The organism is Streptomyces sp. NPDC018964, from assembly GCF_044390325.1.
In the GTDB taxonomy this organism is placed as follows: domain Bacteria; phylum Actinomycetota; class Actinomycetes; order Streptomycetales; family Streptomycetaceae; genus Streptomyces.
Genome location: NZ_JBIRYZ010000029.1, coordinates 57103 through 84087, shown reverse-complemented (window position 1 = coordinate 84087; position 26985 = coordinate 57103). Strand labels below are relative to the sequence as shown.

25 protein-coding genes are annotated in these 26985 nt (G+C 70.8%); 2 read left to right on the top strand and 23 right to left on the bottom strand.

The annotated features are described in order from the left end of the window. Positions 1 to 17: 17 nt before the first annotated feature. The 8 genes from alaS to ACH5AO_RS32840 form a co-directional block, all read right to left on the bottom strand. Entirely contained in the window at positions 18 to 2687 is a 2670-nt protein-coding gene (alaS, locus tag ACH5AO_RS32875) for an alanine--tRNA ligase (protein ID WP_398931096.1), read from the bottom strand. Beyond that, positions 2687 to 3067, bottom strand: coding sequence for a hypothetical protein (locus ACH5AO_RS32870; RefSeq protein ID WP_398931094.1), 381 nt, complete (start codon positions 3065 to 3067; stop codon positions 2687 to 2689). The genes alaS and ACH5AO_RS32870 overlap by 1 nt, the downstream gene beginning before the upstream one ends. A 7-nt stretch (positions 3068 to 3074) precedes the next feature. Continuing rightward, the gene (locus ACH5AO_RS32865) at positions 3075 to 3527 is read right to left on the bottom strand and encodes a DUF948 domain-containing protein (protein ID WP_398931092.1); all 453 of its coding nucleotides are present in this window, start codon (positions 3525 to 3527) and stop codon (positions 3075 to 3077) included. A gap of 190 nt (positions 3528 to 3717) precedes the next feature. Then, on the bottom strand, positions 3718 to 4332 hold the full coding sequence (gene rpsD / locus ACH5AO_RS32860; protein WP_145870366.1) for a 30S ribosomal protein S4: 615 nt from the start codon (positions 4330 to 4332) through the stop codon (positions 3718 to 3720). Positions 4333 to 4633: 301 nt separating this feature from the next. After that, positions 4634 to 5989 carry a replication-associated recombination protein A gene (locus ACH5AO_RS32855; RefSeq protein ID WP_398931090.1) on the bottom strand — a complete coding sequence of 452 codons (1356 nt, stop codon included), beginning with the start codon at positions 5987 to 5989 and terminating at the stop codon, positions 4634 to 4636. A gap of 43 nt (positions 5990 to 6032) precedes the next feature. Further along, on the bottom strand, positions 6033 to 6701 hold the full coding sequence (locus tag ACH5AO_RS32850) for a vitamin K epoxide reductase family protein (RefSeq protein WP_398931088.1): 669 nt from the start codon (positions 6699 to 6701) through the stop codon (positions 6033 to 6035). 261 nt (positions 6702 to 6962) lie between these two features. Further along, positions 6963 to 8225: a histidine--tRNA ligase gene (gene hisS / locus ACH5AO_RS32845; RefSeq protein WP_398931086.1), complete on the bottom strand. Its 1263-nt coding sequence runs from the start codon at positions 8223 to 8225 to the stop codon at positions 6963 to 6965. Positions 8226 to 8237: 12 nt separating this feature from the next. After that, positions 8238 to 8948, bottom strand: coding sequence for an MBL fold metallo-hydrolase (locus ACH5AO_RS32840; protein WP_398931084.1), 711 nt, complete (start codon positions 8946 to 8948; stop codon positions 8238 to 8240). 183 nt (positions 8949 to 9131) lie between these two features. Here ACH5AO_RS32840 and ACH5AO_RS32835 point away from each other — a divergent pair, with 183 nt between their 5' ends. After that, positions 9132 to 9953, top strand: coding sequence for a peptidylprolyl isomerase (locus tag ACH5AO_RS32835; protein WP_398931081.1), 822 nt, complete (start codon positions 9132 to 9134; stop codon positions 9951 to 9953). Positions 9954 to 10091: 138 nt separating this feature from the next. After that, positions 10092 to 11321 (top strand): DUF349 domain-containing protein, encoded by a 1230-nt coding sequence (locus tag ACH5AO_RS32830; protein WP_398931079.1) that lies wholly within the window; start codon positions 10092 to 10094, stop codon positions 11319 to 11321. Positions 11322 to 11394: 73 nt separating this feature from the next. Here the strand turns inward: ACH5AO_RS32830 and relA are convergent, their stop codons facing one another. From relA to pgsA, 15 genes are all read right to left on the bottom strand, one after another. Next, positions 11395 to 13920, bottom strand: a complete 2526-nt coding sequence (gene relA, locus ACH5AO_RS32825; RefSeq protein ID WP_361746192.1) for a GTP pyrophosphokinase — start codon at positions 13918 to 13920, stop codon at positions 11395 to 11397. 442 nt (positions 13921 to 14362) lie between these two features. Further along, positions 14363 to 14902: an adenine phosphoribosyltransferase gene (locus ACH5AO_RS32820; RefSeq protein ID WP_398931077.1), complete on the bottom strand. Its 540-nt coding sequence runs from the start codon at positions 14900 to 14902 to the stop codon at positions 14363 to 14365. Next, a complete protein-coding gene (secF, locus tag ACH5AO_RS32815; RefSeq protein WP_398931075.1) occupies positions 14899 to 16017 on the bottom strand; it encodes a protein translocase subunit SecF in 1119 nt (372 codons plus the stop codon). Before secF ends, ACH5AO_RS32820 begins: the two co-directional genes overlap by 4 nt. A gap of 3 nt (positions 16018 to 16020) precedes the next feature. Next, positions 16021 to 17811, bottom strand: a complete 1791-nt coding sequence (gene secD, locus ACH5AO_RS32810) for a protein translocase subunit SecD (RefSeq protein ID WP_398931073.1) — start codon at positions 17809 to 17811, stop codon at positions 16021 to 16023. Between the two features lie 132 nt (positions 17812 to 17943). Continuing rightward, entirely contained in the window at positions 17944 to 18435 is a 492-nt protein-coding gene (yajC, locus tag ACH5AO_RS32805) for a preprotein translocase subunit YajC (RefSeq protein WP_398931071.1), read from the bottom strand. 166 nt (positions 18436 to 18601) lie between these two features. Continuing rightward, positions 18602 to 19672 carry a Holliday junction branch migration DNA helicase RuvB gene (gene ruvB, locus ACH5AO_RS32800; protein WP_398931069.1) on the bottom strand — a complete coding sequence of 357 codons (1071 nt, stop codon included), beginning with the start codon at positions 19670 to 19672 and terminating at the stop codon, positions 18602 to 18604. 42 nt (positions 19673 to 19714) lie between these two features. Beyond that, positions 19715 to 20320, bottom strand: coding sequence for a Holliday junction branch migration protein RuvA (gene ruvA, locus ACH5AO_RS32795; RefSeq protein ID WP_398931067.1), 606 nt, complete (start codon positions 20318 to 20320; stop codon positions 19715 to 19717). Then, the gene (ruvC, locus tag ACH5AO_RS32790) at positions 20317 to 20883 is read right to left on the bottom strand and encodes a crossover junction endodeoxyribonuclease RuvC (protein WP_398931143.1); all 567 of its coding nucleotides are present in this window, start codon (positions 20881 to 20883) and stop codon (positions 20317 to 20319) included. The genes ruvA and ruvC overlap by 4 nt, the downstream gene beginning before the upstream one ends. Before the next feature lie 107 nt (positions 20884 to 20990). Next, entirely contained in the window at positions 20991 to 21743 is a 753-nt protein-coding gene (locus ACH5AO_RS32785; RefSeq protein WP_371237189.1) for a YebC/PmpR family DNA-binding transcriptional regulator, read from the bottom strand. A gap of 48 nt (positions 21744 to 21791) precedes the next feature. Continuing rightward, positions 21792 to 22397: a pyridoxal 5'-phosphate synthase glutaminase subunit PdxT gene (pdxT, locus tag ACH5AO_RS32780; RefSeq protein ID WP_398931141.1), complete on the bottom strand. Its 606-nt coding sequence runs from the start codon at positions 22395 to 22397 to the stop codon at positions 21792 to 21794. Further along, positions 22391 to 23302: a pyridoxal 5'-phosphate synthase lyase subunit PdxS gene (gene pdxS, locus ACH5AO_RS32775; protein WP_030867670.1), complete on the bottom strand. Its 912-nt coding sequence runs from the start codon at positions 23300 to 23302 to the stop codon at positions 22391 to 22393. The genes pdxT and pdxS overlap by 7 nt, the downstream gene beginning before the upstream one ends. Before the next feature lie 141 nt (positions 23303 to 23443). Beyond that, positions 23444 to 23986: a hypothetical protein gene (locus ACH5AO_RS32770; RefSeq protein ID WP_217130013.1), complete on the bottom strand. Its 543-nt coding sequence runs from the start codon at positions 23984 to 23986 to the stop codon at positions 23444 to 23446. A 67-nt stretch (positions 23987 to 24053) separates the two neighbouring features. Continuing rightward, complete coding sequence (locus tag ACH5AO_RS32765; RefSeq protein WP_398931064.1) at positions 24054 to 25217, bottom strand: glycosyltransferase family 4 protein; 1164 nt, start codon at positions 25215 to 25217, stop codon at positions 24054 to 24056. Then, the gene (locus ACH5AO_RS32760; protein WP_398931062.1) at positions 25214 to 26155 is read right to left on the bottom strand and encodes a phosphatidylinositol mannoside acyltransferase; all 942 of its coding nucleotides are present in this window, start codon (positions 26153 to 26155) and stop codon (positions 25214 to 25216) included. The genes ACH5AO_RS32765 and ACH5AO_RS32760 overlap by 4 nt, the downstream gene beginning before the upstream one ends. Beyond that, positions 26152 to 26823 (bottom strand): phosphatidylinositol phosphate synthase, encoded by a 672-nt coding sequence (gene pgsA / locus ACH5AO_RS32755; RefSeq protein WP_398931139.1) that lies wholly within the window; start codon positions 26821 to 26823, stop codon positions 26152 to 26154. Before pgsA ends, ACH5AO_RS32760 begins: the two co-directional genes overlap by 4 nt. Positions 26824 to 26985 lie beyond the last annotated feature (162 nt).

The window sequence follows — 26985 nt, the reverse complement described above, 5'->3', positions numbered from 1 at the left end:
CTCGTTCACCGGGTCGTTCACTTGGCGGTGTCCGCCACGAGCCGCTCGACGGCGTCGACGGCCTCGCCGACGGCGGCCGGGTTCTGGCCGCCGCCCTGGGCGACGTCCGGCTTGCCGCCACCGCCGCCGCCGAGGGTCTTGGCGGCCGTGCGGACCAGGTCACCGGCCTTGAGGCCGCGCTCGCGGGCGGCCTCGTTGGTGGCGATGACCGTCAGCGGCTTGCCGTTGTTCACGGCGAACAGGGCGACGACGACGGCCCGGCCGCCCTGGATGCGGCCCCGCACGTCGAGGACCAGCTTGCGCAGGTCGTCCGGCGTGGTGCCGTCGGGGACCTGACCGGTGACCAGGGCGACGCCGTGGACGTCCTTGGCGGACTCGGCGAGACCGGCGGCGGCCTGGAGCACCTTCTCGGCGCGGAACTTCTCGATCTCCTTCTCGGCGTCCTTCAGCTTGCCGAGCATGGCGGAGACCTTCTCCGGGAGCTCCTCCGGGCGGCCCTTGATCAGCTCCTGGAGCTGGGCGACGACCGTGTGCTCACGGGCGAGGAAGTTGTAGGCGTCCACGCCGACCAGGGCCTCGATGCGGCGCACACCCGAGCCGATGGACGACTCTCCGAGCAGCTTGACCAGGCCGAGCTGGGCGGTGTTGTGCACGTGGGTGCCGCCGCACAGCTCCTTGGAGAAGTCGCCGATGGTCACGACGCGCACGCGCTCGCCGTACTTCTCGCCGAACTCGGCGATGGCGCCCTGCTTCTTGGCCTCGTCGATGCCCATGACCTCGGCACGCACGTCGAGGTCGCGGGCGAGCACCTCGTTGATCTTCTGCTCGACGTCGGTCATCACGGCCGTCGGTACGGCGGACGGGGAGCCGAAGTCGAAGCGGAAGCGGCCGGGCTGGTTCTCGGAACCGGCCTGGGCGGCCGTCGGGCCGAGGGCGTCGCGCAGGGCCTGGTGGGTGAGGTGGGTGGCCGAGTGGGCGCGGGCGATGGCCGTGCGGCGGCGGCCGTCGATGGAGGCGTGGGCCTTGGCGCCGACGGTGACCTCGCCGACCTGGACGACGCCCTTGTGGACGTAGACGCCCGGGACCGGCTTCTGGCAGTCACGGATCTCGACGACGGCACCGGTGTCGACCTTGATGCGGCCGGTGTCGCCGATCTGGCCGCCGCCCTCGGCGTAGAACGGGGTGCGGTCGAGGACGATCTCGACCTCGTCGCCCTCGGTGGCGGCCGGCGAGGAGACGCCGTCGACGAGGATGCCGACGATCGTGGACTCGCCCTCGGTGTCGGTGTAGCCGATGAAGTCGGTGGCACCGGCGCGGTCGGCGATCTCGCGGTAGGCGCCCATGTCGGCGTGGCCGGTCTTCTTGGCCTGGGCGTCGGCCTTGGCGCGCTCCCGCTGCTCCTTCATCAGGCGCCGGAAGCCCTCCTCGTCCACGGACAGGCCCTGCTCGGCGGCCATCTCCAGGGTGAGGTCGATCGGGAAGCCCCAGGTGTCGTGGAGCAGGAAGGCCTTGTCGCCGGCGAGGACCGTGCCGCCGGCGGCCTTGGTGTCGCTGACGGCGGTGTCGAGGATGTTGGTGCCGGCCTTCAGCGTCTTGAGGAAGGCGTTCTCCTCGGCGAGGGCGACCTTCTCGATGCGCTCGCGGTCGGTGATGAGCTCGGGGTACTGCTGCCCCATCATCCCGATCACGACGTCGACGAGGTCCTTGACGACCGGACCGGTGGCGCCGAGCAGGCGCATGTTGCGGATGGCGCGGCGCATGATGCGGCGCAGCACGTAGCCGCGGCCCTCGTTGCCGGGGGTGACGCCGTCGCCGATGAGCATCACGGAGGTGCGCATGTGGTCGGTGACCACGCGGAGCGAGACGTCGGAGGCGTGGGCGTCGCCGTAGGCCACGCCGGTCAGCTCGGTGGCCTTGTCGATGACGGCCATGGAGGTGTCGATCTCGTACATGTTCTGCACGCCCTGCAGAATCATGGCGAGCCGCTCCAGGCCGAGGCCGGTGTCGATGTTCTGGCTCGGCAGGTCACCGAGGATCGGGTAGTCCTTGCCCGGGCCCTCGCCCCGCTCGTACTGCATGAAGACGAGGTTCCAGATCTCCACGTACCGCTCGTCGTTGACGGCGGGGCCGCCCTCGGCGCCGAACTCGGGGCCGCGGTCGTAGTTGATCTCGGAGCAGGGGCCGCAGGGGCCGGGGACGCCCATGTCCCAGAAGTTGTCCTTCTTGCCCAGCCGCTGGATGCGCTCGGCGGGCACGCCGACGACCTCGCGCCAGATGCGCTCGGCCTCGTCGTCGTCCTGGTAGACGGTGATCCACAGGCGCTCGGGGTCGAGGCCGTAACCGCCCTCGTCCTGGGAGCTGGTGAGCAGCTCCCAGGCGAGCTTGACGGCACCCTCCTTGAAGTAGTCACCGAAGGAGAAGTTGCCGCACATCTGGAAGAACGTGCCGTGGCGGGTGGTCTTGCCGACCTCTTCGATGTCGGGGGTGCGCACGCACTTCTGCACGCTGGTGGCGCGGTCGAAGGGCGGCTTGACCTCGCCCAGGAAGTAGGGCTTGAAGGGCACCATGCCGGCCGGGACGAGCAGCAGAGTCGGGTCGTCCGCGATGAGCGACGCCGACGGGACGACGGTGTGCCCGCGCTCCTCGAAGAAGCTCAGCCAGCGGCGGCGGATCTCGGCCGACTCCATCAGTGGTCCTCATTCCGGTTGTACGGGTACGTCGGGTACGTCGGGTGCGTCGGCTTGTGCGCCTGGCCCTCGACGTACTTGGTGCTGTCGCGGTTCTCGATGACGGCGTAGCCGCGGGGCGCGGGGAGTTCGCGGTCGACGGGGGCGTTGAGTCCCAGCGCGTCGCCCAGTTCGGCCTCCCGCCGGGCCATGTTGTCGCGGACCTCGAGCGCGAAGTCGACCGCGCGGTCCTTGAGCCGGCCGCCGGCCTCGATCGCCTTGTTCGCCGCGGTGACGGCGAGGTGCTCGGGCGTCAGCTGCTTGATCTTGCGGTTGACCTTGGTGGTGGCCCACACTCCGGCGGCGACGCCGGTGGTGAACCAGAACGTTCGGCGGAACATCGCTGGGTCAGTCCCTCTTTCCCCGGGTCCGCTTGTCACGCCGCGCGCCCGGGACGGTGCGGCCCACGATCACGTCGCGCCTCGGCTGCCTGGCCGGGGCGTCGTCCTTGCGGCCGCTGACGGCGCGGCGCACGCCGTAGCCGAAGGCCGCGACCTTGACCAGGGGGCCGCCGAAGGTGGAGGCCACGGTGGTCGACAGCGCGGAGGCGTTGGAGGTGACCTCCTGGACGTCGGAGGCGATCGCGTCGACCCGTTCGATCTGGGTCTGCGCGGAACGCACCGCCGCCGAGGCGTCCGCCAGCAGGGGGACGGCCTGGTCGGTCACGTCCGCCACCAGCCTGGTGGTCGCCCGGAGCGTCTGGGCCAGCCTCGCCAGCGCGACGGCGAGGAAGGAGACCAGGATCGCCCAGAACACGGCCACCAGGATTCCGGCCACCTCGCCACCGGACACTGTGTGCACCCGCTCCCTTGAAACGCGCCTGAACATCGAGAAAGTCGTGGGTCGAGCCTATCGCGCCGGTGACGGGACTCCGTACCGGATTACCGTCCGCCACCGATGACGTCACGGGACGGAGCGAGTCGAGCCCGCCGTTCCCCCGCCGGGAAGGGCGGGGGAACGGCGGGCTCGGGATACCGCGTGCCTGCTGGGATCAGCGGGCGTAGTACTCGACGACGAGCTGCTCGTCGCAGATCACCGGGATCTCCTTGCGGTTCGGCTCACGGTCCAGGCGGAACGCCAGGGACTTGAGGTTCACCTGGAGGTAGCGCGGGGTCTCACCGTCGGGGGCGAAGCCGCCTTCACGGGCGATCGTGAAGAGGGTCTTCTCCTTGGAACGGTCGCGGACCTGCACCACGTCGTCCGGGCGGACACGGAAGGAGGGCTTGTCGACCTTCTTGCCGTTGACCTGGATGTGACCGTGGACGACCATCTGGCGGGCCTGGTAGATCGTGCGGGCGATACCCGAACGCAGGACCAGCGCGTCGAGACGGCGCTCGAGCTCGATGATCAGGGCCTCGCCGGTCTTGCCCTGGACCTTGGAGGCACGCTCGTAGGCGCGGACGAGCTGGCGCTCGGACACGTCGTACTGCGCGCGCAGACGCTGCTTCTCCAGCAGACGGACCTTGTAGTCCGAGTTCTGCTTGCGGCCACGGCCGTGCTCACCCGGCGGGTAGGGGCGGGCCTCGAAGTACTTGACGGCCTTCGGGGTCAGCGCGATGCCGAGGGCACGCGACTTCTTGACCTTGGGGCGGGACTGGTTCGCCACTTCTCTTCCTTTTCCTTGTCGGCTGCCTCAGGGTTACGGGAGGTCGCATCCGCAGCCGGGGAATTCCCATCAGGTCCGCGAGGGACGTGGTGGGCAGCCGCTCCCCTGGTCTGGGCACATACGTGCAGCACACGAACGGCCCACCGACCGGTCCCGGGACTGACGGGGGGTGGTGGGCTGCCCGCGACACCTACGACGGTGCGCGACGCTCCTGGATCGAAGATCCGGCTGGGTGTCCCGCCTGAGGCGCCGACCGGAGCCGGACACGGGACTCAGCACTCCGGCAGATTCTACAGGGTGGTCAGGACCGTTTCCGACCGAGGTGCTTCCTGGTCCACTCCACCGCGTCCGCGTACCGCGCCTCCGCGCCGTGCCGGGTGGGCTCGTAGTACTCGCGGTCCTTCAGGGCGTCCGGCGCGTACTGCTGTGCGGCGATGCCCTCGGGCAGGTCGTGCGGGTAGGTGTAGCCCTTGCCGTGCCCGAGCTTCGTCGCGCCCTTGTAGTGGCTGTCCCGCAGGTGGGAGGGCACGGGACCGGCCAGTCCCTTGCGTACGTCGTCCAGGGCGGCGCCGATCGCGGTGGTGGCGGCGTTGGACTTGGGGGCGAGGGCGAGGGCGATGGTGGCGTGGCTGAGGGTGAGGGCGGCCTCGGGGAAGCCGATCATGGCGACGGCCTGGGCGGCGGCGACGGCGATCGGCAGCGCGTTCGGATCGGCGAGTCCGATGTCCTCGCTGGCGGAGATCATCAGGCGGCGGGCGATGAAGCGGGGGTCCTCGCCGGCCTCGATCATGCGGGCCAGGTAGTGCAGGGCGGCGTCCACGTCGGAGCCGCGGATGGACTTGATCAGGGCGCTGGCGACGTCGTAGTGCTGGTCGCCGTCGCGGTCGTACTTCACCGCGGCCCGGTCGACCGTCTCCTCCAGCGTGGCCAGGGTTATCTCCGGCTCGCCCTTGTCGAGCGCGGCTCCCGCGGCGGCCTCCAGGGCGGTCAGCGCGCGGCGGGCGTCGCCGCCGGCGATGCGCAGGAGGTGGTTCTCGGTGTCCCCGGGAAGGGTGACGGCGCCCTTCAGGCCCCGCTCGTCGGCGAGGGCGCGCTTCAGCAGGTCCCGGATGTCGTCGTCGGTGAGCGGTTCGAGGGTGAGGAGGAGGGAGCGGGAGAGCAGCGGGGAGATGACCGAGAAGTAGGGGTTCTCGGTGGTCGCCGCGATCAGGGTGACCCAGCGGTTCTCCACGGCCGGTAGCAGGGAGTCCTGCTGGGCCTTGCTGAAGCGGTGGATCTCGTCGAGGAAGAGGACGGTCTCCTGGCCGTACCCGCCGGAGGCGCGGCGGGCGCCGTCGATGACCGCGCGGACCTCCTTGACGCCCGCGGTGATCGCCGACAGTTCGACGAAGCGCTTGTTGGTGGCCTTGGAGACGACGTAGGCCAGGGTCGTCTTGCCGGTGCCGGGCGGGCCCCAGAGGATCACCGAGGAGGGTCCCGCGGGGCCCGACGCGCCTTCGCCGACCAGTCTGCGCAGGGGCGAGCCCGGCTTCAGCAGGTGCTGCTGGCCCACCACCTCGTCGAGGGTGCGCGGGCGCATCCGGACCGCCAGGGGGCTGCCGGTCGGGTCCTTCTCCTGGCGTTCTTCTGCTGCTGCGGTGAACAGGTCGGGCTCCACGCTGAAACCCTAAGGCACCGCACCGACAGCCCGGGGCGGGCGGTCAGCTGGTCCAGAAGTCCCACCAGCGGGTCAGGATCAGCATGCCGATGATGCCGATGTGCAGGACCGGCATGACCCAGGTGAACTCGCCGAAGAAGCTCTTCAGCCAGCCCGGGGCGGGCAGGAAGCCCTGGCGGACGTTGAACGACGTCACGTACCAGAACATGATGATCGTGGCGACCCAGGCCAGGCTGCACCACAGGCACAGGGCGTTGATCCGGTACAGGGACTGGAACATCAGCCAGGCGCAGAAGCAGACGCCGAAGAGCGTGCCCGCGTTGAAGGTGAGCCAGTACCAGCGCGGGAAGCGGGCCCGGGCGAGCAGGCTCATGCCGACGCAGACGACGATGCCGTAGGTGACCAGGCCGAGCATCGGGTTGGGGAAGCCGAAGACGGAGGCCTGGTCGCTCTCCATGACGCTGCCGCAGGAGACGACGGGGTTGAGGCTGCACCCGGGGACGAACGTCTCGCCCTTGACCTTGGCCTCGAGCAGCTTGAACTTGTCGAGCGTGATCACCCACGCGGCGAGCACACCGGCGGCGCCGGTGATCACCAGGAGCAGGGCGAACGCCCGGCTCGCGCCCTCCGTGCGCGGCGCGGAGGCGGCCCGCTGCGGTGCGGCCGGGGGTTCGGGATCCATGTCGACGTCCCTGACTGTCGTCTTGCTCATCACGCCGATTCCGTCACTGGGGTGTGGACCTGCTTCGGGCAGGGGCCATTGTGCCGTACGGAGCTGTGGTCCGCCGTTGAGCGGACATAAGAACGTACCGGTGTTCGCCCGTGAGCGTGCGGTTTCGGCCGATGTCCGTGGGACGGCCGTACACACGCTCCCCTCGGGCCGTCCTGCCGGGTGAAGCAGCCCGTGCGCGTCGACGACGAAGGCGCCGGTGCCCCGCGCGGGCATCCGGCGCCTTCCTCCACGGGCGAGGGGTCAGCCGAGCCGTGACTCCAGCTCCGCCACGATCTCGTTGACGCCGACCGCCGTCTGCTCGCCGGACTCCATGTCCTTGAGCTGGACGACGCCCTCGGCGAGGTCGCGTTCGCCCAGCACCAGGGCGTAGCGGGCACCCGAGCGGTTGGCGGCCTTCATCGCGGCCTTGAGGCCCTTGCCGCCGTAGGAGAAGTCCGCCGCCACACCGTTCTTGCGCAGTTCGGTGACCTTGGCGAACAGCACCCGGCGGGCCTCGTCGCCGAGCGGGACGGCGAACACGCTGGTGGTGGCGGGGAGTTCGAGATCGACGCCCTCCGCCTCCAGGGCCAGCACGGTGCGGTCGACGCCCAGGGCCCAGCCGACGGACGGCAGCGCGGGGCCGCCGATCATCTCGGACAGGCCGTCGTAGCGGCCGCCGCCGCCCACCGCGGACTGGGAGCCCAGGCCGTCGTGGACGAACTCGAAGGTCGTACGGGTGTAGTAGTCGAGGCCGCGGACCAGCTTGGGGTCGTCCTCGAAGACCACGCCCGCCGCCGTGATCAGCTCGCGGACCTCCTCGTGGTACGCCTTGCAGGCGTCGCAGAGGTAGTCGCGCAGCAGGGGCGCGCCGGTGAGCTGCTTCTGCACCGACTCGCGCTTGTCGTCCAGGACGCGCAGCGGGTTGATCTCCGCGCGGCGCAGCGTGTCCTCGTCCAGGTCGAGGCCGCGCAGGAAGTCCTGCAGCGCGGCCCGGTACACCGGGCGGCACTCCTTGTCGCCGAGGCTGTTGAGCAGGATGCGGAAGTTCCGCAGGCCCAGCGAGCGGTACGCCTGGTCGGCGAGGATGATCAGCTCGGCGTCGAGCGCCGGGTCCTCCGCGCCGATCGCCTCGGCGCCGACCTGGGAGAAGTGGCGGTAACGGCCCTTCTGGGGGCGCTCGTAGCGGTAGTAGGAGCCGGAGTACCAGAGCTTGACCGGGAGGTTGCCCGCCTTGTGCAGGTTGGCCTCCAGGGCCGCGCGCAGCACGGAGGCGGTGCCCTCGGGGCGCAGGGCGAGCCGGTCGCCGCCCTTGGTCTCGAAGGCGTACATCTCCTTGGTGACGATGTCGGTGGACTCGCCGACACCGCGTGCGAACAGCTCGACGTTCTCGAAGCCGGGCGTCTCGATGTAGCCGTAGCCGGAGCCCCGCAGCGGGGCGGCGATGGCCTCGCGGACGGCGAGGTACTTGGCGCTGTCCGGCGGGATCAGGTCGTACGTGCCCTTGGGGGCCTTGAAGGTGCTCACGGAAGTCTCTCGTCACATTCCTCGTCGGGGAGCCTCGGTGGTGGCTCCCTGGCCGGCGGCCACCTGCCGCAGATACGGGTTGGTGGCGCGCTCCTGGCCGATGGTCGTCTGGGGGCCGTGGCCGGACAGCACCACGGTCGAGTCGTCGAGCGGCAGGCACACGCGGGCCAGGGACTCGAGCATGTCGTCCATGGAGCCGCCCGGCAGGTCGGTGCGTCCGATGGAGCCGGCGAACAGCAGGTCGCCCGAGAACATGACCGGCGGGACGTCCGCCGCCTCGGGCAGGCCGAAGGTCACCGACCCCTTGGTATGGCCCGGCGCGTGCGCGACGGAGAACGTGAGGCCCGCGAGGTCCAGCCGCGTGCCGTCGGTGAGTTCCCTGACGTCGTCCGGCTCCCCCACGGTCAGCTCGCCCATCAGCGGCATGCCGATGGCGCGGCCGATGCCCTTCTCGGGGTCGCGCATCATGTACCGGTCCTCGGGGTGGATCCAGGCCGGCACGTCGTGCGCTCCGCAGACCGGGACGACCGAGGCGACGTGGTCGATGTGGCCGTGGGTGAGGACGACGGCGACGGGCTTGAGCCGGTGCTTGCGGACCGCCTCCGCGACGCCGTCGGCGGCCTGGTGGCCGGGGTCGATGATCACGCACTCCTCACCGGCGGCGGGGGCGACGAGATAACAGTTCGTCCCCCAGGCCCCGGCGGGGAACCCGGCAATGAGCACGATCGTCCTTCGTTGTGTCGATACGAGAGGCTTGCGACGGGGCTGCGCCCGCCGTCAGAGCCTACCGGCGCTGCCGATTCCTCAGCGAACCCATATACGGTACGGGGCACACGCAGGCGGTCGGCTCACCGCACGCACGCACGCGTACCGGCCGGCACACGAGACGCATGAGGAGAGAACCCGGTGGTCAGCCAGGAACAGCGGCGGCGTCAGCTCGCCCGGGAGAAGTTCTTGCGGCAGCAGCAGCGGCGCACCGAAGCGCGGCGCAAGTCGCGGATCCGCAACTCGGTGGTCGCGTCCGTGCTCGGTGTGGTCCTCGTGGGCAGCCTCGCGCTGTACACGACCGGGACGCTCAAGCAGGACGACGACAAGACCAACGCGAACGCGGAGGTCACGCCGAGCGCCTCGGCGCCGAGCAAGGCGCCCGACCCGTGCGACAAGCCCGCGGAGGGCAAGGTCAAGTCGGAGACCTGGAAGAAGGAGCCGGCGGTCACCATCGACAAGTCGGCGGACTACACCCTGAAGCTGGACACGACCTGCGGCGGGATAGACGTGGCGCTGAAGGCGTCGGCGGCCCCGCACACGGTCAACTCGTTCGACTTCCTGGCGAAGAAGGGCTACTTCGACCACAGCAAGTGCCACCGGCTCACCACGAACGGCATCTACGTGCTGCAGTGCGGTGACCCGACGGGCACCGGCACCGGCGGTCCCGGCTACACGATCCCGGACGAGAACCTGAAGGACAAAAGCCTGAAGGACAACATCTACCCGGCGGGCACGGTCGCGATGGCCAACACCGGGCAGAAGGACAGTGGCGGCAGCCAGTTCTTCCTGGTCTACCAGGACAGCCAGCTTCCGCCCAGCTACACCCCGTTCGGCACCATCTCGGACGCCGGCATGAAGGTGCTGAAGAAGATCGCCGACGCCGGGGAGAGCACCGGAGCGGGTGACGGGGCGCCCAACGCGACGGTCGTGATCGACAAGGCGACCGTCACCAAATCCTGATCCCCAACTGCGAAATTTCGGTCGCGCGGGATGCGGACAGGCATCCCGTCGGTCGCCTATGTTGGCCGTGACGAAACTGTGGACGATGCCCGGGGGAGCTTCGAGGCCCCCTCGACGGCATCATGTGGAGGAGGCGCTGTGAGCAGCGACCCGTGGGGCCGCGTCGACGAGACGGGGACCGTGTACGTGCGTACGGCCGACGGCGAGCAGGTCGTCGGTTCCTGGCAGGCCGGCTCCCCCGAGGAGGCGCTGGCCTACTTCGAGCGCAAGTACGAGGGCCTGGTTGTCGAGATCGGCCTCCTCGAGAAGCGAGTGAAGACCACCGACCTGTCGTCCAAGGACGCCCAGACCGCGATCGGGCACCTGCGCGAGCAGGTGGACGCGCACCACGCGGTCGGTGACCTGGACGCCCTCAGGGCCCGGCTGGACAAGCTCGTGGAGCTGGTGGAGACGCGCCGCGAGGAGCGCAAGGCACAGCGGGCCAAGCAGTCCGACGAGGCGCGTCACGCCAAGGAGGCGCTGGTCGCCGAGGCGGAGGAGCTGGCGCGGTCCGACCAGTGGCGGGCCGCCGGTGAACGGCTGCGGTCCCTGGTGGACACCTGGAAGGGTCTGCCGCGGCTGGACCGCAAGTCGGACGACGAGCTGTGGCACCGGTTCTCGCACGCGCGGTCGGCGTTCTCCAAGCGGCGCAAGCAGCATTTCGCGCAGCTGGACGCGCAGCGTGAGGACGCCCGCCAGGTCAAGGAGCGGCTGGTCGCCGAGGCCGAGTCGTTGTCGAACTCGACGGACTGGGGGGCGACGGCCGCCCGCTACCGCGAGCTGATGGCGGAGTGGAAGGCCGCCGGCCGCGCCCAGCGCGAGCACGAGGACGATCTGTGGAACCGCTTCCGCGGCGCCCAGGACGTCTTCTTCGCCGCCCGCGGTTCGGTCTTCGCCGAGCGTGACGCGGAGCAGGCGGAGAACCTCAAGCTCAAGGAGGAGCTGGCCGAGGAGGCCGAGAGGCTCCTGCCGATCACGGATCTGAAGGCCGCGCGGGCCGCGTTCCGCGGGATCAACGAGCGCTGGGAGGCCATCGGCCATGTGCCGCGGGACGCCCGCCCGAAGGTCGAGGGCCGGATGCACACCGTGGAGCGGGCCCTGCAGGAGGCCGAGGAGGCCGAGTGGCGCCGGACGAACCCGGAGGCGCGCGCGCGTGCCGAGGGTCTCACCGGTCAGCTCCAGGCCGCCGTGGACAAGCTGAGGGGCCAGGCCGAGCAGGCCAGGGCGCAGGGCAACACCGCCAAGGCGGAGAAGCTCGAGCGGGAGCTGGAGGGCCGCCAGGCCCTGCTGGACCAGGCCCTGAAGGGTCTGCAGGAGTTCGGCGGCTGACCTCTCGCACGACACACGGAAGGGGGCTCCCGCACCGAGGTGCGGGAGCCCCCTTCCGTGTGTCCGTCGTCCGCTAGGTGCGGTTGCGGGCCGAGGTGACCCGGTAGACGTCGTAGACGCCCTCCACGCCGCGTACGGCCTTCAGGACGTGGCCGAGGTGCTTGGGGTCCCCCATCTCGAAGGTGAAGCGGGAGGTGGCGACGCGGTCGCGGGAGGTCTGGACGGCCGCGGAGAGGATGTTGACGTGCTGGTCGGACAGGACGCGCGTGACGTCCGACAGCAGCCGGGACCGGTCGAGGGCCTCGACCTGGATGGCGACCAGGAAGACCGAGGACTGGGTGGGCGCCCACTCGACGTCGAGGATCCGCTCGGGCTCCCGGGACAGCGAGTCGACGTTGACGCAGTCGCTGCGGTGCACCGACACGCCGCTGCCGCGGGTGACGAAGCCGATGATCGGGTCGCCGGGCACCGGTGTGCAGCAGCGGGCCAGCTTCACCCAGACGTCCTCGACGCCCTTGACGACGACACCGGGGTCGGCGCTGGAACGGCGCTTGCGGCCGCGGCCACGGGCCGGCGGCACCGACTCGTCGATCTCCTCGGTGGCCGCCTCCTCGCCGCCGAGGGCCTGGACGAGCTTCTGCACGATGTTCTGCGCGGAGACGTGGCCCTCGCCGATCGCCGCGTACAGCGCGGAGATGTCCGAGTAGCGCATCTCGTGCGCCAGCGTGACCAGCGAGTCGCCGGTGAGGATGCGCTGGATCGGCAGGTTCTGCTTGCGCATCGCGCGGACGATGGAGTCCTTGCCCTGCTCGATGGCCTCGTCGCGGCGCTCCTTGGAGAACCAGGCGCGGATCTTGTTGCGGGCGCGCGGCGACTTGACGAAGCCGAGCCAGTCGCGGGAGGGTCCGGCGCCGGCCGCCTTGGAGGTGAAGACCTCCACCAGGTCGCCGTTGTCGAGGGTCGACTCCAGCGGGACCAGGCGGCCGTTGACCCGCGCCCCTATGGTGCGGTGGCCGACCTCGGTGTGGACGGCGTACGCGAAGTCCACCGGCGTGGCACCGGCGGGAAGCGCTATGACGTCACCCTTGGGGGTGAAGACGAAGACCTCGTTGCGGGACAGGTCGAAGCGCAGCGACTCCAGGAACTCGCCGGGGTCCTCGGTCTCCTTCTGCCAGTCGAGGAGCTGCCGCAGCCACGCCATGTCGTTGATGGCGTCCTTGTCCTTGCCGGACGACTTCGGCGCGTCGGTGCGGATCTTGGAGGCGCCGGCGACGGCCTCCTGCTTGTACTTCCAGTGCGCGGCGATGCCGTACTCGGCGCGGCGGTGCATGTCGAAGGTGCGGATCTGCAGCTCGACGGGTTTGCCGCCGGGGCCGATGACCGTCGTGTGCAGCGACTGGTACATGTTGAACTTGGGCATCGCGATGTAGTCCTTGAACCGGCCGGGGACCGGGTTCCATCGCGCGTGCACCGTGCCGAGGGCCGCGTAGCAGTCGCGGACGGTGTCCACGAGGACGCGGATGCCCACCAGGTCGTAGATCTCCGCGAAGTCACGGCCGCGGACGATCATCTTCTGGTAGACGCTGTAGTAGTGCTTGGGGCGTCCGGTGACGGTCGCCTTGATGCGGGCGGCGCGCAGGTCCTGCTGGACCTCGTCGGTGACGATGGCGAGGTACTCGTCGCGCTTGGGGGCGCGCTCGGCGACGAGGCGGACGATCTCGTCGTACATCTTGGGGTAGAGGATCGCGAAGGCGAGGTCCTCGAGCTCCCACTTGATGGTGTTCATGCCCAGGCGGTGGGCGAGCGGCGCGTAGATCTCCAGGGTCTCGCGCGCCTTCTTCTCCTGCTTCTCGCGCTTGAGGTAGCGCATGGTGCGCATGTTGTGCAGGCGGTCGGCGAGCTTGATGACCAGGACGCGCGGGTCCTTGGCCATGGCGACGACCATCTTGCGCACGGTCTCGGCCTGCGCGGCCTCGCCGAACTTGACCTTGTCGAGCTTGGTGACGCCGTCGACGAGGAGGGTGACCACGTCGCCGAAGTCGCGGCGCAGGTCCTCCAGGCCGTACTCGGTGTCCTCGACGGTGTCGTGCAGCAGTCCGGCCATCAGGGTGGCCGGGTCCATGCCCAGCTCGGCGAGGATGGTGGTCACCGCGAGCGGGTGCGTGATGTACGGGTCGCCGCTCTTGCGCTTCTGGCCGCGGTGCCAGCGCTCGGCGACCTGGTAGGCGCGCTCGATCTGGCGGAGCGTGGCGTTCTCGATCTTGGGATCGTTGCTGCGCACGATCCGCAGCAGCGGCTCGAGGACCGGGTTGTACGGGTTCGCGCGCTGGACGCCGAGCCGGGCGAGGCGGGCGCGGACGCGGTTGGAGGAGCCGGAGCGCGGCTGGCCGGTGTTGGGGCGGGCCAGGGTGGCCGAACGCTCGGGAGGGGCCGGCTTGGGGCGCGGCTGCTCGGGCTTGTCGACGGGCGCCGACTGGGCATGCTGGACCGGCCCGCGCGTGTCGTTCTTCGCGTGGGGCGCGCTCGGCGCGGGCTTGGCCGCGGCCGCCGAGGCGGACTCGGGCTTGGCGGCGGTCAGGTGCTGGGCCTCGTCTGGCAAGAGGGCTCCTCGTGCGCGATCCGGGTCCCCCGGTCAGGCTCCGGACACCCCATGGTAGCGATCCCGTGGCCGCGGATCGCCTGCGGGCGGTCGTGAGGACGGTCTGCCCCGGAAACACCCGAGGCGGACACCGGATTCCTCCGGGCCCACCCGAACGGTGTCCCCCGTACCCGATCCGCGCACATTGCCACAGGCCGGACGGCGAACAACGCCCCCGAAGAACGGTCTGCCCCCGGAAACACCCGAGGCGGACACCGGATTCCTCCGGGCCCACCCGAACGGTGTCCCCCGCACCCGATCCGCGCACATTGCCACAGGCCGGACGGCGAACAACGCCCCCGAAGAACGGTCTGCCCCCGGAAACACCCGAGGCGGACACCGGATTCCTCCGGGCCCGCCCGAGCGGTGTTCCCTGTCCGCGGTTCGCGTGCGGCACCGCTGGTCAGACCGTGAGCAGCGCCTCCAGCGGGGCGCCGGCCAGGGCCGGCTCCAACCGGGCTCGGCCGCCGAGGAAGCCGAGCTCCATCAGTACGGCCAGGCCCGCCACCTCGGCGCCCGCCCTGCGGATGAGCTGGACCGACGCCTCGGCGGTGCCGCCGGTGGCGAGGACGTCGTCGACCACCAGGACGCGGTCGGCGGCGTTCAGGTCCTCGGCGTGCACCTCGATCTCGGCGGAGCCGTACTCCAGGTCGTAGGCCTGGCTGAGGGTGGCTCCGGGGAGCTTGCCCGCCTTGCGCACGGGGATGAAGCCGAGGCCCGCGCGGACGGCGACCGGGGCGCCGAGGATGAACCCACGGGCCTCCAGGCCGACGACCTTGGTGGCGCCGGTGGCGCGGGCGATGTCGGCCAGGGCGTCGCTGAGCGCGGCGAACGCCGCCGGGTCCGCCAGGAGCGGGGTGATGTCCTTGAACATCACGCCCGGTTCCGGGTAGTCCGCCACGTCCCGGATGCGGCTGAGCAGCAGTTCCCTGATCCCCGTCATCGGCGCTTCCCGGAGGAACGGCCCCGGCCGCGAGTGGGGGCGGCCGACTGGTCGTGCGGGCCGACGACCGCGGGTGCGGCGTCCTCGGACTCGTCGCCGTAGTCCTCGTCGGTGACCGGGGACTCCTGCGTCCCGCCCGCGGCCGCGCCCTGGGCGCGCTTGGCCAGGACGCGCTTCTTCAGGGACTTCATCGACGGCTCGAGCTCCTTGAGATCGGCCACGAGCGGGGTGGCGATGAAGATCGAGGAGTACGCACCGGCGGCGAGGCCGACGAACAGCGACAGCGAGATGTCGTTCAGCATGCCGGCGCCGAGGACACCGCCGCCGATGAACAGCAGGCCGCCCACCGGCAGCAGCGCGACCACCGTGGTGTTGATGGAGCGGACCAGGGTGCTGTTGATGGAACGGTTGGCGATCTCGCTGTACGTCCAGCGGGTCTGCTTGGTGATGTCCCTGGTCTGTTCCTTGAGGCTGTCGAAGACGACGACCGTGTCGTACAGCGAGTAACCGAGGATGGTCAGCAGACCGATCACCGTGCCCGGTGTGACCTCGAAGCCGACGAGGGCGTAGATGCCGACGGTGATGGTGATGTCGTGGATCAGGGCGACGAACGCGGCGAGTGCCATGCGCCACTCGAAGGCGATCGCCAGGTAGATCACGACCAGGATGAGGAAGATGCCAAGGCCCTGCCAGGCCTTGTTGGCGATCTGTTCGCCCCAGCTGGGACCGACCAGTTCGGCGTTGATCTGCTCGCCGTCGACCTTGAGGTCCTCGGCGAGCGTGTCCTTGATCTTGTCCGACGTGTTGGTGTCGATGCCCGCGACCTGGATGCGCAGGCTGCCGTCACCGAGCTGCTGGACGATCGCGTCGTGGCCGGAGGCGTCCTCCGCGTACTCCTCGGCCTGGGCGACCGAGACGCTCATGTTCTTCGGGGTGGTGAAGACCGCTCCGCCCTGGAACTCGATGCCCATGTGCAGGCCGCGCACCGCCAGGCCGACGATGGCCGTGATGGTGATCAGGATGGAGATGCCGTACCAGATCTTGCGGTTCTTGACGAAGTCGTAGCCGACCTCGCCGTGGTGCAGTCGGGCGCCGAGGGTGCCGAGCTTCGACATCTCTCACGCCTCCTTCGTCTGGGCAGGGGCGGAGGGACGGCGGGTACGGCGCAGGGGCGGCTTCGCGCCCAGCGCCTTCGGGTCGAGACCGGACCACTTGTGGCCGCTCGCGAAGAACTTCCGGCGGGCCATCAGCGTGAGCAGGGGCTTGGTGAAGAGGAACACCACCACGACGTCGAGCACGGTGGTCAGACCGAGCGTGAACGCGAAGCCCTGGACCTTGCCCACGGTGACGATGAAGAGCACCGCCGCGGCGAGGAAGGACACGAAGTCGGAGACCAGGATGGTGCGCCGGGCGCGCGGCCAGGCCCGCTCCACGGAGGGACGCAGGGTGCGGCCCTCGCGGATCTCGTCCCGGACCCGTTCGAAGAACACGATGAACGAGTCCGCCGTGATGCCGATCGCGACGATGGCACCGCACACGGCCGGCAGGTTCAGCGCGAAGCCGATGGTCGGGCCGAGCAGCGACATGATCACGTAGGTGAGGGCCGCGGAGACCAGCAGGGAGGCGATGGCGATGAAGGACAGGCCGCGGTAGTAGACCAGCAGGTAGATGATGACCAGGGCGAGGCCGATGGCGCCGGCGATCAGACCGGCCTTCAGCTGCTCGCCGCCGAGCGCGGCGGTGACGGTGGTGACGCTGTCCTCGCGGAAGGTCAGCGGCAGGGCGCCGTAGGACAGCATGTTGGCCAGTTCCTGCGCCGACTGCTGGTTGAAGTTGCCGGAGATCTCCGCGTTGCCGCCGGTCAGGGCCTGGCTGACGTACGGGTCGGAGACGACCTCGTTGTCCAGGACGATGGCGAACTGGTTCTGCGGCGACTGGTTCTGGGCGAGCTGACCGGTGATGTCGGCGAACTTCTTGGCGCCCTTGTCCGTGAAGTCCATGGTGACGACCCAGCCGGCACCGGTCTGGGTGTTCAGGACGGCGCTGGCCTCGTCGACGTCCGTGCCGTCGACCGCGGCGGGGCCGAGGATGTACTTCTGCCACTGGCCCTGGGAGTTCTGGCCACAGGCCACGGTGGAGTCGGTGGACTTGGAACCGTCACCGGCCTTGGCGCGGACGCTCTCCTTGGTGCAGTCGAGCGCGGCGTACTGCGCCTGGAGCTTGCTGTCGGCGTCGCCGGAGGTGCCGCCGGTCGCGGACGGGGAAGGGGCTGCCTCGTCCTCGGCCGTGCCGCTCGGGGAGGCGGACGGCGTCTCGTCGGCCTTCAGGGCGTCGGTGACGGCACGGCCCTGGGTGGTGGCGCTCGCCGACGGGGAGGAACCGTCGGTCGCCTTCTCCGAGGCCTTGTCGGTCGCCTTGTCCTTGTCGGTCGCCTTGTCCTCGTCGGAGTCCTGTGCCGAGCCGTCGCCGGTCGCGCTGGGCGTGGGCGCGGCGCCGCCGCCGGCGAGCTCGGTGGCGATGACGGGACGGAAGTAGAGCTTGGCGGTGGTGCCGACCTGTTCCCGGGCCTGCTCGGAGTTCGTGCCCTTGGGAATGTTGACGATGATGTTGCGGTCGCCCTGCGTCTGGACCTCGGCCTCCGAGACACCGAGACCGTTGACACGCCGCTCCATGATGGAGACCGCGGTGTTCATGTTGGTCTTGTTGATCGCGGACTCCTGGCCTGCCTCGGGGACCGCCGCCAGCGTGATGCTCGTACCGCCGGCCAGGTCGATGCCGAGACGCGGAGTGGTGTGCCCGGAGGCGAACATCCCTCCGGTGAGCGCCACGATGGCGATCAGGATCAGAGCGAGCGAGCGCCACGGCTTACTCGTGGCGCTCGCGTTCCGTCCCTTTTTGGCTGCTGCCACCTTCTCGTACTCCCTCTCGGGCCGCCTCGCGCCGGATCGGCGGGCGGGCGGCCATGACATGGTGTCGGGACTCCGTGCGAGTCGGGCATGTCCCGGGGCGCGCGGGCGGCACCCGCGCGCCCCGGGCCACGGCTACTTCGCGTCGGAGTCGCCGTCGGACTTCTTCGACTGTGCGTCCGCCTTCACTTCGTCGGCGTCGGCCGGCTCGTCGGCCACGTCCTTCTTGCCGAGGTCGACGGGCGTGTCGTCGGAGGCGGCGGCAGCGTCGGAGGAGTCGTCGGTCTCGGTGAGGGAGGAGGCGTCGTCGGGAACGGCGTCGGCGTCGGACTTCAGGTCGTGCTCGATGCCGTGGACGATGCGGTTGTACTCCTCGTCGCTCAGGACGGCACCGATCGAGTTCTTGGCGAACAGCAGCTCCACACCCGGGCCGGCGTCGAGGAGGACCGTGTCCTCACTGACCTCCTTGACCGTGGCGTACATGCCCCCGATGGTGCGGACGCCGGAACCGGGCTGCATCTGGTTCCGCATGTCGATGGCCTGCTGCTGCTTCTTCTTGGCCGACCGGGTCATCAGGAACATGGCCCCGATGAGCACGATGAACGGGAGGAGGGTCACGAGACTCACGGGTCGGAACTTCCTTCACACGACCGCGATGGTGAACGGCCTGATGGTTGGGGGGTATGTGCTGCCGTCTACAAGGGCGGCATCGGCGGAGTCTAAGCGAGTCCGCGCGCAGGGAACAACGCTCAGCATCGCACCGGGGTTCCTGCCTGGGCCAACGTCCTCGCCGTCACGCCCCGAACAGGTCCCCTTGTCCGTTTCCGGGGGTCCCTGAGCGGGGCGGCGTGAGGCCGAGATGCGCCCATGCCGCAGGGGTGGCGACCCTCCCGCGCGGGGTGCGGGCGAGCAGCCCCTCCCGTACGAGGAAGGGTTCGGCCACCTCCTCCACGGTCTCACGTTCCTCCCCGACCGCGACGGAGAGCGTGGACAGGCCGACGGGTCCGCCGCCGAAGAGCTTCAGCAGGGCCTCCAGCACGGCCCGGTCCAGCCGGTCGAGGCCCCGGGAGTCGACCTCGTAGACGGCGAGGGCGGCCGCGGCGATGTCCTCGGTGATCAGTCCGTCGGCCTTGACCTGCGCGTAGTCCCGGACGCGGCGCAGGAGGCGGTTGGCGATGCGGGGCGTGCCGCGGGACCGGCCGGCGATCTCCGCGGCGCCGGCCGGGTCGATCTCCACGTCGAGGAGGCTCGCCGAGCGATGGACGACCCGCTCCAGTTCGGCGGGCTCGTAGAACTCCATGTGCGCGGTGAAGCCGAAGCGGTCGCGCAGCGGGGGCGGCAGCAGGCCGGCCCGGGTGGTGGCGCCGACCAGGGTGAAGGGGGGCAGTTCGAGGGGGATGGCGGTGGCGCCGGGGCCCTTGCCGACGATCACGTCGACGCGGAAGTCCTCCATCGCCATGTAGAGCATCTCCTCGGCGGGCCGGGACATGCGGTGGATCTCGTCGAGGAAGAGGACCTCGCCCTCCTGGAGGGAGGAGAGGATCGCCGCGAGGTCACCGGCGTGCTGGATGGCGGGGCCCGAGGTGATGCGGATGGGGGCTTCCATCTCGGCGGCGATGATCATCGAGAGGGTGGTCTTGCCGAGGCCGGGGGCTCCGGAGAGCAGCACGTGGTCGGCGGTGGCCCCCCGGGCGCGTGCGGCGCGCAGCACGAGGTCGAGCTGCTCGCGGACCTTCTCCTGGCCGATGAACTCGCCCAGGTCCTTGGGGCGCAGGGCGGCCTCGACGGCCTGGTCCTCGCGGTCGGCGGACGCACCGACGAGCCGCTCCTCGGCGGAGGTGTCGGTGGTGTCGTCCCAGTTCATGTGCGTGTGCCTCAGCTCTTCGTACGGGCCAGGGGGCGCGGGCTATCGGGCGCGGTTGAGTGTCTGCAGGGCCGCCTTCAGCAGCTGCCCCACCTGCGGGGTACCCCCGGCGGCCTCCGCCTGGGGGGCCACGGCGGACACGGCCTCGTCGGCCTCGCGGGTCGCGTACCCGAGGCCGATCAGGGCGGCGTGCAGCTGGTCGCGCCAGCCGCTGGTGACCGGTGCGCCGACGGCGGGGGCGCCGAGCGGCTCGCCGAGGCGGTCCTTGAGCTCCAGGAGCAGCTTCTGGGCGCCCTTCTTGCCGATGCCGGGGACGGCGGTCAGCGCCTTCTCGTCCCCGGTGGCCACGGCTCTGCGCAGGGCGTCGGGGGTGTGCACGGCGAGCATCGCCTGGGCCAGCCGGGGGCCCACGCCGCTGGCGGTCTGGAGCAGCCCGAAGACCTGGCGCTCGTCGTCGTCGGCGAAGCCGTACAGGGTCAGGGAGTCCTCGCGGACGACGAGGGAGGTGGCGAGTTTCGCGGGCTGTCCGACGCGGAGCGTGGAGAGCGTGTTCGGGGTGCACTGGACGGCCATGCCGACCCCGCCGACCTCGACCACCGCGGTGTCGGGAGCGAGGGCGGCGACCGTGCCGCTGACGAAGGCGATCATGTCGTACGGCCTTTCGATGCGCGCGGGGCGTGTGGTGTGCGGGGGGTTCTGGAGGCGTGCAGGGCGGCGGCCTGCTGGAGCCGGTTCTGCGCGGGGGCGCGCCAGATGTGGCAGATGGCGAGCGCGAGGGCGTCGGCGGCGTCGGCGGGCTTCGGCGGCGCGTCCAGCCGCAGCAGCCGGGTGACCATGGCGCCGACCTGGGCCTTTTCGGCGCGGCCCGAGCCGGTGACGGCGGCCTTGACCTCGCTGGGCGTGTGCAGGACGACGGGGATGCCGCGGCGGGAGGCGCACAGGATGGCGACGGCGCTGGCCTGGGCGGTGCCCATCACCGTCCGCACGTTGTGCTGGCTGAAGACGCGCTCCACGGCGACGACCTCGGGCCGGTGCTCGTCCAGCCACTGTTCGAGGCCCTGCTCGACGGCGACGAGCCGGTGGCCGAGGTCGGCGTCGGCCGGTGTGCGGACGACGCCCACGCCGAGCATGGTGAGCGGCCGCCCGGCGACGCCCTCGACGACGCCGACACCGCACCGGGTCAGCCCCGGGTCCACCCCCAGTACGCGCACGTGCCGGCCCTTTCCCTCGATCACCTGTTCGTGCAGGCTATCGGGTGCCACTGACAGAGCGGCGGGCCGGCGGAAGTGTCCCGCCGGCCCGCCGAGCAGTGGACGCGTTACGCGTCGACCTTCTCCATGATCTCGTCGCTCACGTCGAAGTTGGCGAAGACGTTCTGCACGTCGTCGCTGTCCTCCAGCGCGTCGATGAGCTTGAAGATCTTCTTGGCGCCCTCCTCGTCCAGCTCGACCTGCATGGTCGGGACGAAGTTGGCCTCGGCGGAGTCGTAGTCGATCCCGGCGTCCTGCAGGGCGGTGCGCACGGCGACCAGGTCGGTGGCCTCGCTGAGCACCTCGAAGTTCTCGCCGAGGTCGTTGACCTCCTCGGCGCCCGCGTCCAGGACGGCGGCGAGGACGTCGTCCTCGGTCAGCTCGCCCTTGGGGACGATCACCACGCCCTTGCGGTTGAACAGGTAGGACACCGAGCCCGGGTCGGCCATGGAGCCGCCGTTGCGGGTCATCGCGACGCGCACGTCCGAGGCCGCGCGGTTGCGGTTGTCGGTGAGGCACTCGATGAGCACCGCGACACCGTTCGGACCGTAGCCCTCGTACATGATCGTCTCGTAGTCGGCGCCACCGGCCTCGAGACCGCCACCGCGCTTGATGGCGGAGTCGATGTTCTTGTTCGGCACCGACTGCTTCTTGGCCTTCTGGACGGCGTCGTAGAGCGTGGGGTTGCCGTCCAGGTCGACGCCGCCCATCCGCGCGGCGACCTCGATGTTCTTGATCAGCTTCGCGAAGAGCTTGCCGCGCTTGGCATCGATCACGGCCTTCTTGTGCTTCGTCGTGGCCCATTTAGAGTGGCCGGACATCTGCCTGTCTCCTTCGCGTAACCCATCTCTGCAACGAACGCAGGAATCCTACAAGGACTCGGCCGCCCGGTACGCGCGCACCATGTCGACGAAGAGGCCGTGCACGCGGTGGTCGCCGGTCAGTTCCGGGTGGAACGACGTGGCCAGCGCGTTGCCCTGGCGGACGGCGACGATGTGGCCGTCGTGCTCGGCGAGCACCTCGGTCCCGGCGCCGACGGACTCCACCCAGGGGGCGCGGATGAAGACGCCCTCCACGGGAGGGCCCTCGACTCCCCTGACGTCGACCGCGGCCTCGAAGGACTCGTTCTGCCGGCCGAAGGCGTTGCGGCGCACGATCATGTCGATGCCGCCGACGGTCTCCTGGCCCGAGCGCGGGTCGAGGATCTTGTCGGCCAGCATGATCATGCCGGCGCAGGTGCCGTAGACGGGCATGCCCTCGCGCACACGCGCGCGAAGGGGCTCCATCAGGCCGAAGAGGACCGCCAGCTTGGAGATCGTGGTGGACTCCCCGCCGGGGACGACCAGGCCGTCGACCTCGGCGAGTTCCTCGGGACGCCGGACCGGCCTGGCCACGGCGTCGGCCGCGGCCAGGGCGACGAGGTGCTCCCGTACGTCGCCCTGGAGGGCCAGGACACCGATGATCACGGTCACCAGCCGCGGTTGGCGTAGCGCTCGGTCTCGGGGAGGGTGTCGCAGTTGATGCCGACCATGGCCTCGCCGAGGTTGCGGGACGCGTCCGCGATGATCTTCGGGTCGTCGTAGAAGGTGGTCGCCTTGACGATGGCGGCGGCGCGCTTGGCCGGGTCGCCGGACTTGAAGATGCCGGAGCCGACGAAAACGCCCTCGGCGCCGAGCTGGCGCATCAGCGCGGCGTCGGCCGGGGTGGCCACACCGCCGGCGGAGAACAGCACGACAGGGAGCTTGCCCAGCTCGGCGACCTCCTTGACCAGCTCGTACGGGGCGCGCAGCTCCTTGGCGGCGGCGTACAGCTCGTGGTTGTCGTAGCCGCGCAGGCGGGCGATCTCGTTCTTGATCTGGCGCAGGTGGCGCACGGCCTCGACGACGTTGCCGGTGCCGGCCTCGCCCTTGGAGCGGATCATGGCGGCGCCCTCGGCGATGCGGCGCAGGGCCTCGCCCAGGTTGGTGGCACCGCAGACGAACGGGGTGGTGAACGCCCACTTGTCGGAGTGGTTGACCTCGTCGGCCGGGGTGAGGACCTCGGACTCGTCGATGTAGTCGACGCCGAGGGACTGCAGCACCTGGGCCTCGACGAAGTGGCCGATGCGGGACTTGGCCATCACGGGGATGGAGACGGCGTCGATGATGCCCTCGATCATGTCCGGGTCGGACATCCGGGCCACGCCGCCGTCCTTGCGGATGTCGGCGGGGACCCGCTCCAGGGCCATGACGGCGACGGCGCCGGCGTCCTCGGCGATCCTGGCCTGCTCCGGCGTGACGACGTCCATGATCACGCCGCCCTTGAGCTGTTCGGCCATGCCGCGCTTCACGCGAGCGGTGCCGGTCTCGGGACCCTGGTTTTCGGAGAGCGTGCTGGACACGAATGACCTCACTGAGGGGAAGGAGGGGGTTTCTGCAGCACTGAGGAAACGTGAACGGACCAGGCCACAGCAAGGGCCAATGAGAAGCCGGTGGATCCTTTTCGGTCGGCGGCGATCCGGCCGGGTGGCCGGATCCCTCCGTTACGCGGCCCGCTCGACCAGGGCGGCCGGCGGCTCGTCGTCCATCTCGAAGGCCATCGGGAAGGGCGCGTGTCCCGCCAGCCGGAACCAGCGCACCTTGCGGTGCCGTCGCAGCGCCCGTGCCGCCCGTACGGCGTCGTTGTGGAAGCGGCGGGCCATCGGCACCCTGCGCACCGCCTCGGCGAGCTCCAGGGCCGCCTCCTCGCCCCCGGGCGCCTCCCTGACCGCGTCCACCTGCTGCGCGTCGCCGAACACCGCGCGCAGTGCCTGGCTGAGCTCGCTCTCCGCGACCTCGCGCTGCTCCTCGACCGCCTGCCGCGCGGCGTGCGCGGCCTCGTAGAGCACGATGGACGCGGCGGGGTCGAGCACGCCCGAGGTGGCCAGTTCCTGGGCCACCGAGGCACGGCGCAGCAGCTGGGCGTCGAGCGCGGCCCGGGCGGCGTCGATACGGGCGTGCAGCCGGTCCAGGCGTCCAGCGGTCCAGCTCAGATAGAGGCCGACGGCGACGAGGGCGACGAGGATCCAGATGAGGGTTGCGGTCACGGGCGGCAAGGCTAGTACCGCCGGCCGCGGATCCCGCCCCTGGGGCCGGGCGCCTCCCGCCCGGCCGTCAGTCCCGCGCCAGGCCCAGCCGGGCCCTCAGCCCCGTCGCGCGGTCGTCCGTCGCCACCGCCGCCGCGCCCGCCGTCACCGTCTCGTAGACCGACAGGATGTCCGCGCCGACCGTCGACCAGTCGAAGCGGCGGACGTGGGCGCTGCCGCGTTCGCGGAGCTCCGCGCGGCGTTCCGGGTCCTCCAGGAGCCGTACCGCCGCCCGCGCGAGCGCGTCCGGGTCCTCGTTGGCGAACAGCTCGCCCGCCGCTCCCCGGTCGAGGACCTGCGCGAACGCGTCCAGGTCGGAGGCGAGCACCGGCGCGCCCGCCGACATCGCCTCGACCAGGATGATGCCGAAGCTCTCCCCGCCGGTGTTGGGCGCCACGTACAGGTCGACGCTGCGCAGGAAGCGGGCCTTGTCCTCGTCGCTGACCATGCCGAGGAACTCCACGCGCGGGCGCAGCTCGCGCGGCAGCGACGCGACCGCCTCCTCCTCGTCGCCGCGCCCGGCGACCAGCAGCCGCGCCCGCGGCCGGGCGGCGAGGATCTTCGGCAGGGCCTTCATCAGCACCGGCAGGCCCTTGCGGGGCTCGTCGATGCGGCCGATGAAGCCGATGGTGTCGCCCTGCCACTCCGGTCTGGGCTCGGCCTTGGCGAAGAAGTCGACGTCGACGCCGTTGGGGATGACCACCGCGTCGCCGCCCAGGTGCTCGACGAGGGTGCGGCGGGCGTACTCGCTCACCGCGATCCGCGCGCTGATCTTCTCCAGGGCGGCCTGGAGGATCGCGTACGCGGCGATCATCGCGCGGGAGCGCGGGTTGGAGGTGTGGAAGGTGGCGACGATCGGCCCCTCGGCCGCCCAGCAGGTCAGCAGGCCCAGCGAGGGCGAGGTCGGCTCGTGGATGTGGACGACGTCGAAGGCGCCCTCGTGCAGCCAGCGCCGTACCCGCGCGGCGGACAGGAAGCCGAAGTTGAGCCGGGCCACCGACCCGTTGTAGGGCACCGGCACCGCGCGGCCCGCCGAGACGACGTACGGCGGCAGCGGGGTGTCGTCGTCGGCCGGGGCCAGGACGGACACCTCGTGGCCGAGGCGGATGAAGTACTCGGCCAGGTCGCGGATGTGGAACTGGACTCCCCCGGGCACGTCCCAGGAGTACGGGCAGACGATGCCGATCCTCACGAGGTCCCCTCCCGGTCCCGCCCGGGGGCCTTCGCGGGGTCCCGCGCGGGATCGAGATCCCTCAGCCACAGGCGTTGCAGCATGTGCCAGTCCTCCGGATGGTCGGCGATCCCCGTGGCGAAGGCGTCGGCCAGCGCCTGTGTCATGACAGACGTCTTCTCGACGCGCGTGCCTGTCCCGGGGACCTCGACCGGCGGATGGACCCGGCCCCGCATCACCGGCGAGTCGTCGTACCAGAGGGTCACCGGCAGCAGCCGGGCCCCGGTCTGCTGGGCGAGCAGGGCGGGACCGGCCGGCATCCGGGCGGTCTCACCGAAGAAGTCGACCTCGACGCCGGAGGAGGACAGGTCGCGGTCGGCGACCAGGCAGACCAGTCCGCCGTCGCGCAGCCGCCGGGCCAGGGTGCCGAAGGCGGAGCCGCCGCTGTGCGGCAGCACCTCCATGCCGAGGCCCTCGCGGTAGGCGACGAAACGGTCGTACAGCGTCTCCGGCTTCAGCCGCTCGGCGACGGTGGTGAACGGTATGCCGAGCTTCGTGGTGACCCAGGCGCCGGCCAGGTCCCAGTTGGCGAGGTGCGGCAGCGCCAGGACGACGCCCTTGCCGGCCGCCATGCCGTCGGTCAGGTGGTGGAGGTCCTTGACGTCGACGCCGTCCGCGATGCGCCCGGGGCTCCAGGAGGGCAGCCGGAAGGACTCCATCCAGTAACGCAGGTACGACCGCATGCCCGCGCGGGAGAGTTCGGCCAGCCGCTCCGGGCCCGCGTCCGGCACGACGCGCGCGTAATTGCCCTCCAGCCGGAGCACGCCCTTGCCGCGCCGCTTCCACGCGAGGTCGGCGATGGTCCGGCCGAGGCGCGCGGCGACCGGCTCGGGGAGTTTCCTGACGGTGCCCCAGCCGGCGCCGTACAGGGCGTCGGCCAGCCGCTCCTGGGCGCTCACGTCGCGGCCTCGCTCCCTCGGGCCTCCTGCCGCTCGGCGGCCTCCGCCTCGGCGGACTCGCGGCGCACGGTGACCACCCGCTGGATCAGCGTGACCAGGCTGCCGACGGCGACGATCCACAGGGCGACCGGCAGCAGGTACTGGATGCCGGGTACACCGAACGCGTGCAGGCCCGCGAGACCTGCCGCGACCAGCGAGACCACCAGCCGTTCGGCCCGCTCGACCAGACCGTTGACGGCGACCGGCAGGCCGATCGACTCGCCGCGCGCCTTGGTGTACGACACCACCTGGCCGCTGGCCAGGCAGAAGATCGACACCGCGCACAGGGCGATGTCGTCACCGCCCCCGGCGTACCAGAGGGCGAAGCCGCCGAAGATCGCCCCGTCGGCGACCCGGTCCAGGGTGGAGTCCAGGAAGGCACCCCAGCGGCTGGAACGGCCCAGCTGGCGGGCCATGTTGCCGTCGACCAGGTCGGAGAAGACGAACAGCGTGATCACGACCGTGCCCCAGAAGAACTCGCCCCTGGGGTAGAAGACCAGCGCGCCCGCGACCACTCCCGCGGTGCCGATGAGCGTGACCGTGTCGGGGCTGACCCCCCGCCGGATGAGAAACGCGGCGAACGGTGTGAGGACACGCGTGAAGAATGCACGCGCGTACTTGTTCAGCATGGCCTTCCCGACGGTCGGTGGGGCCGCGCGGCCCCTGCTGGCCACCCGGCGGGCCCAATCGTAGCCACGCGCACACGCGGGCGGCCGCGGGGCACCCGTACGCCCGTACGAAGGCGGGCCCCGCCCGGCGGATCGGATGCCGCGGGCGAATCCCGTCACAGG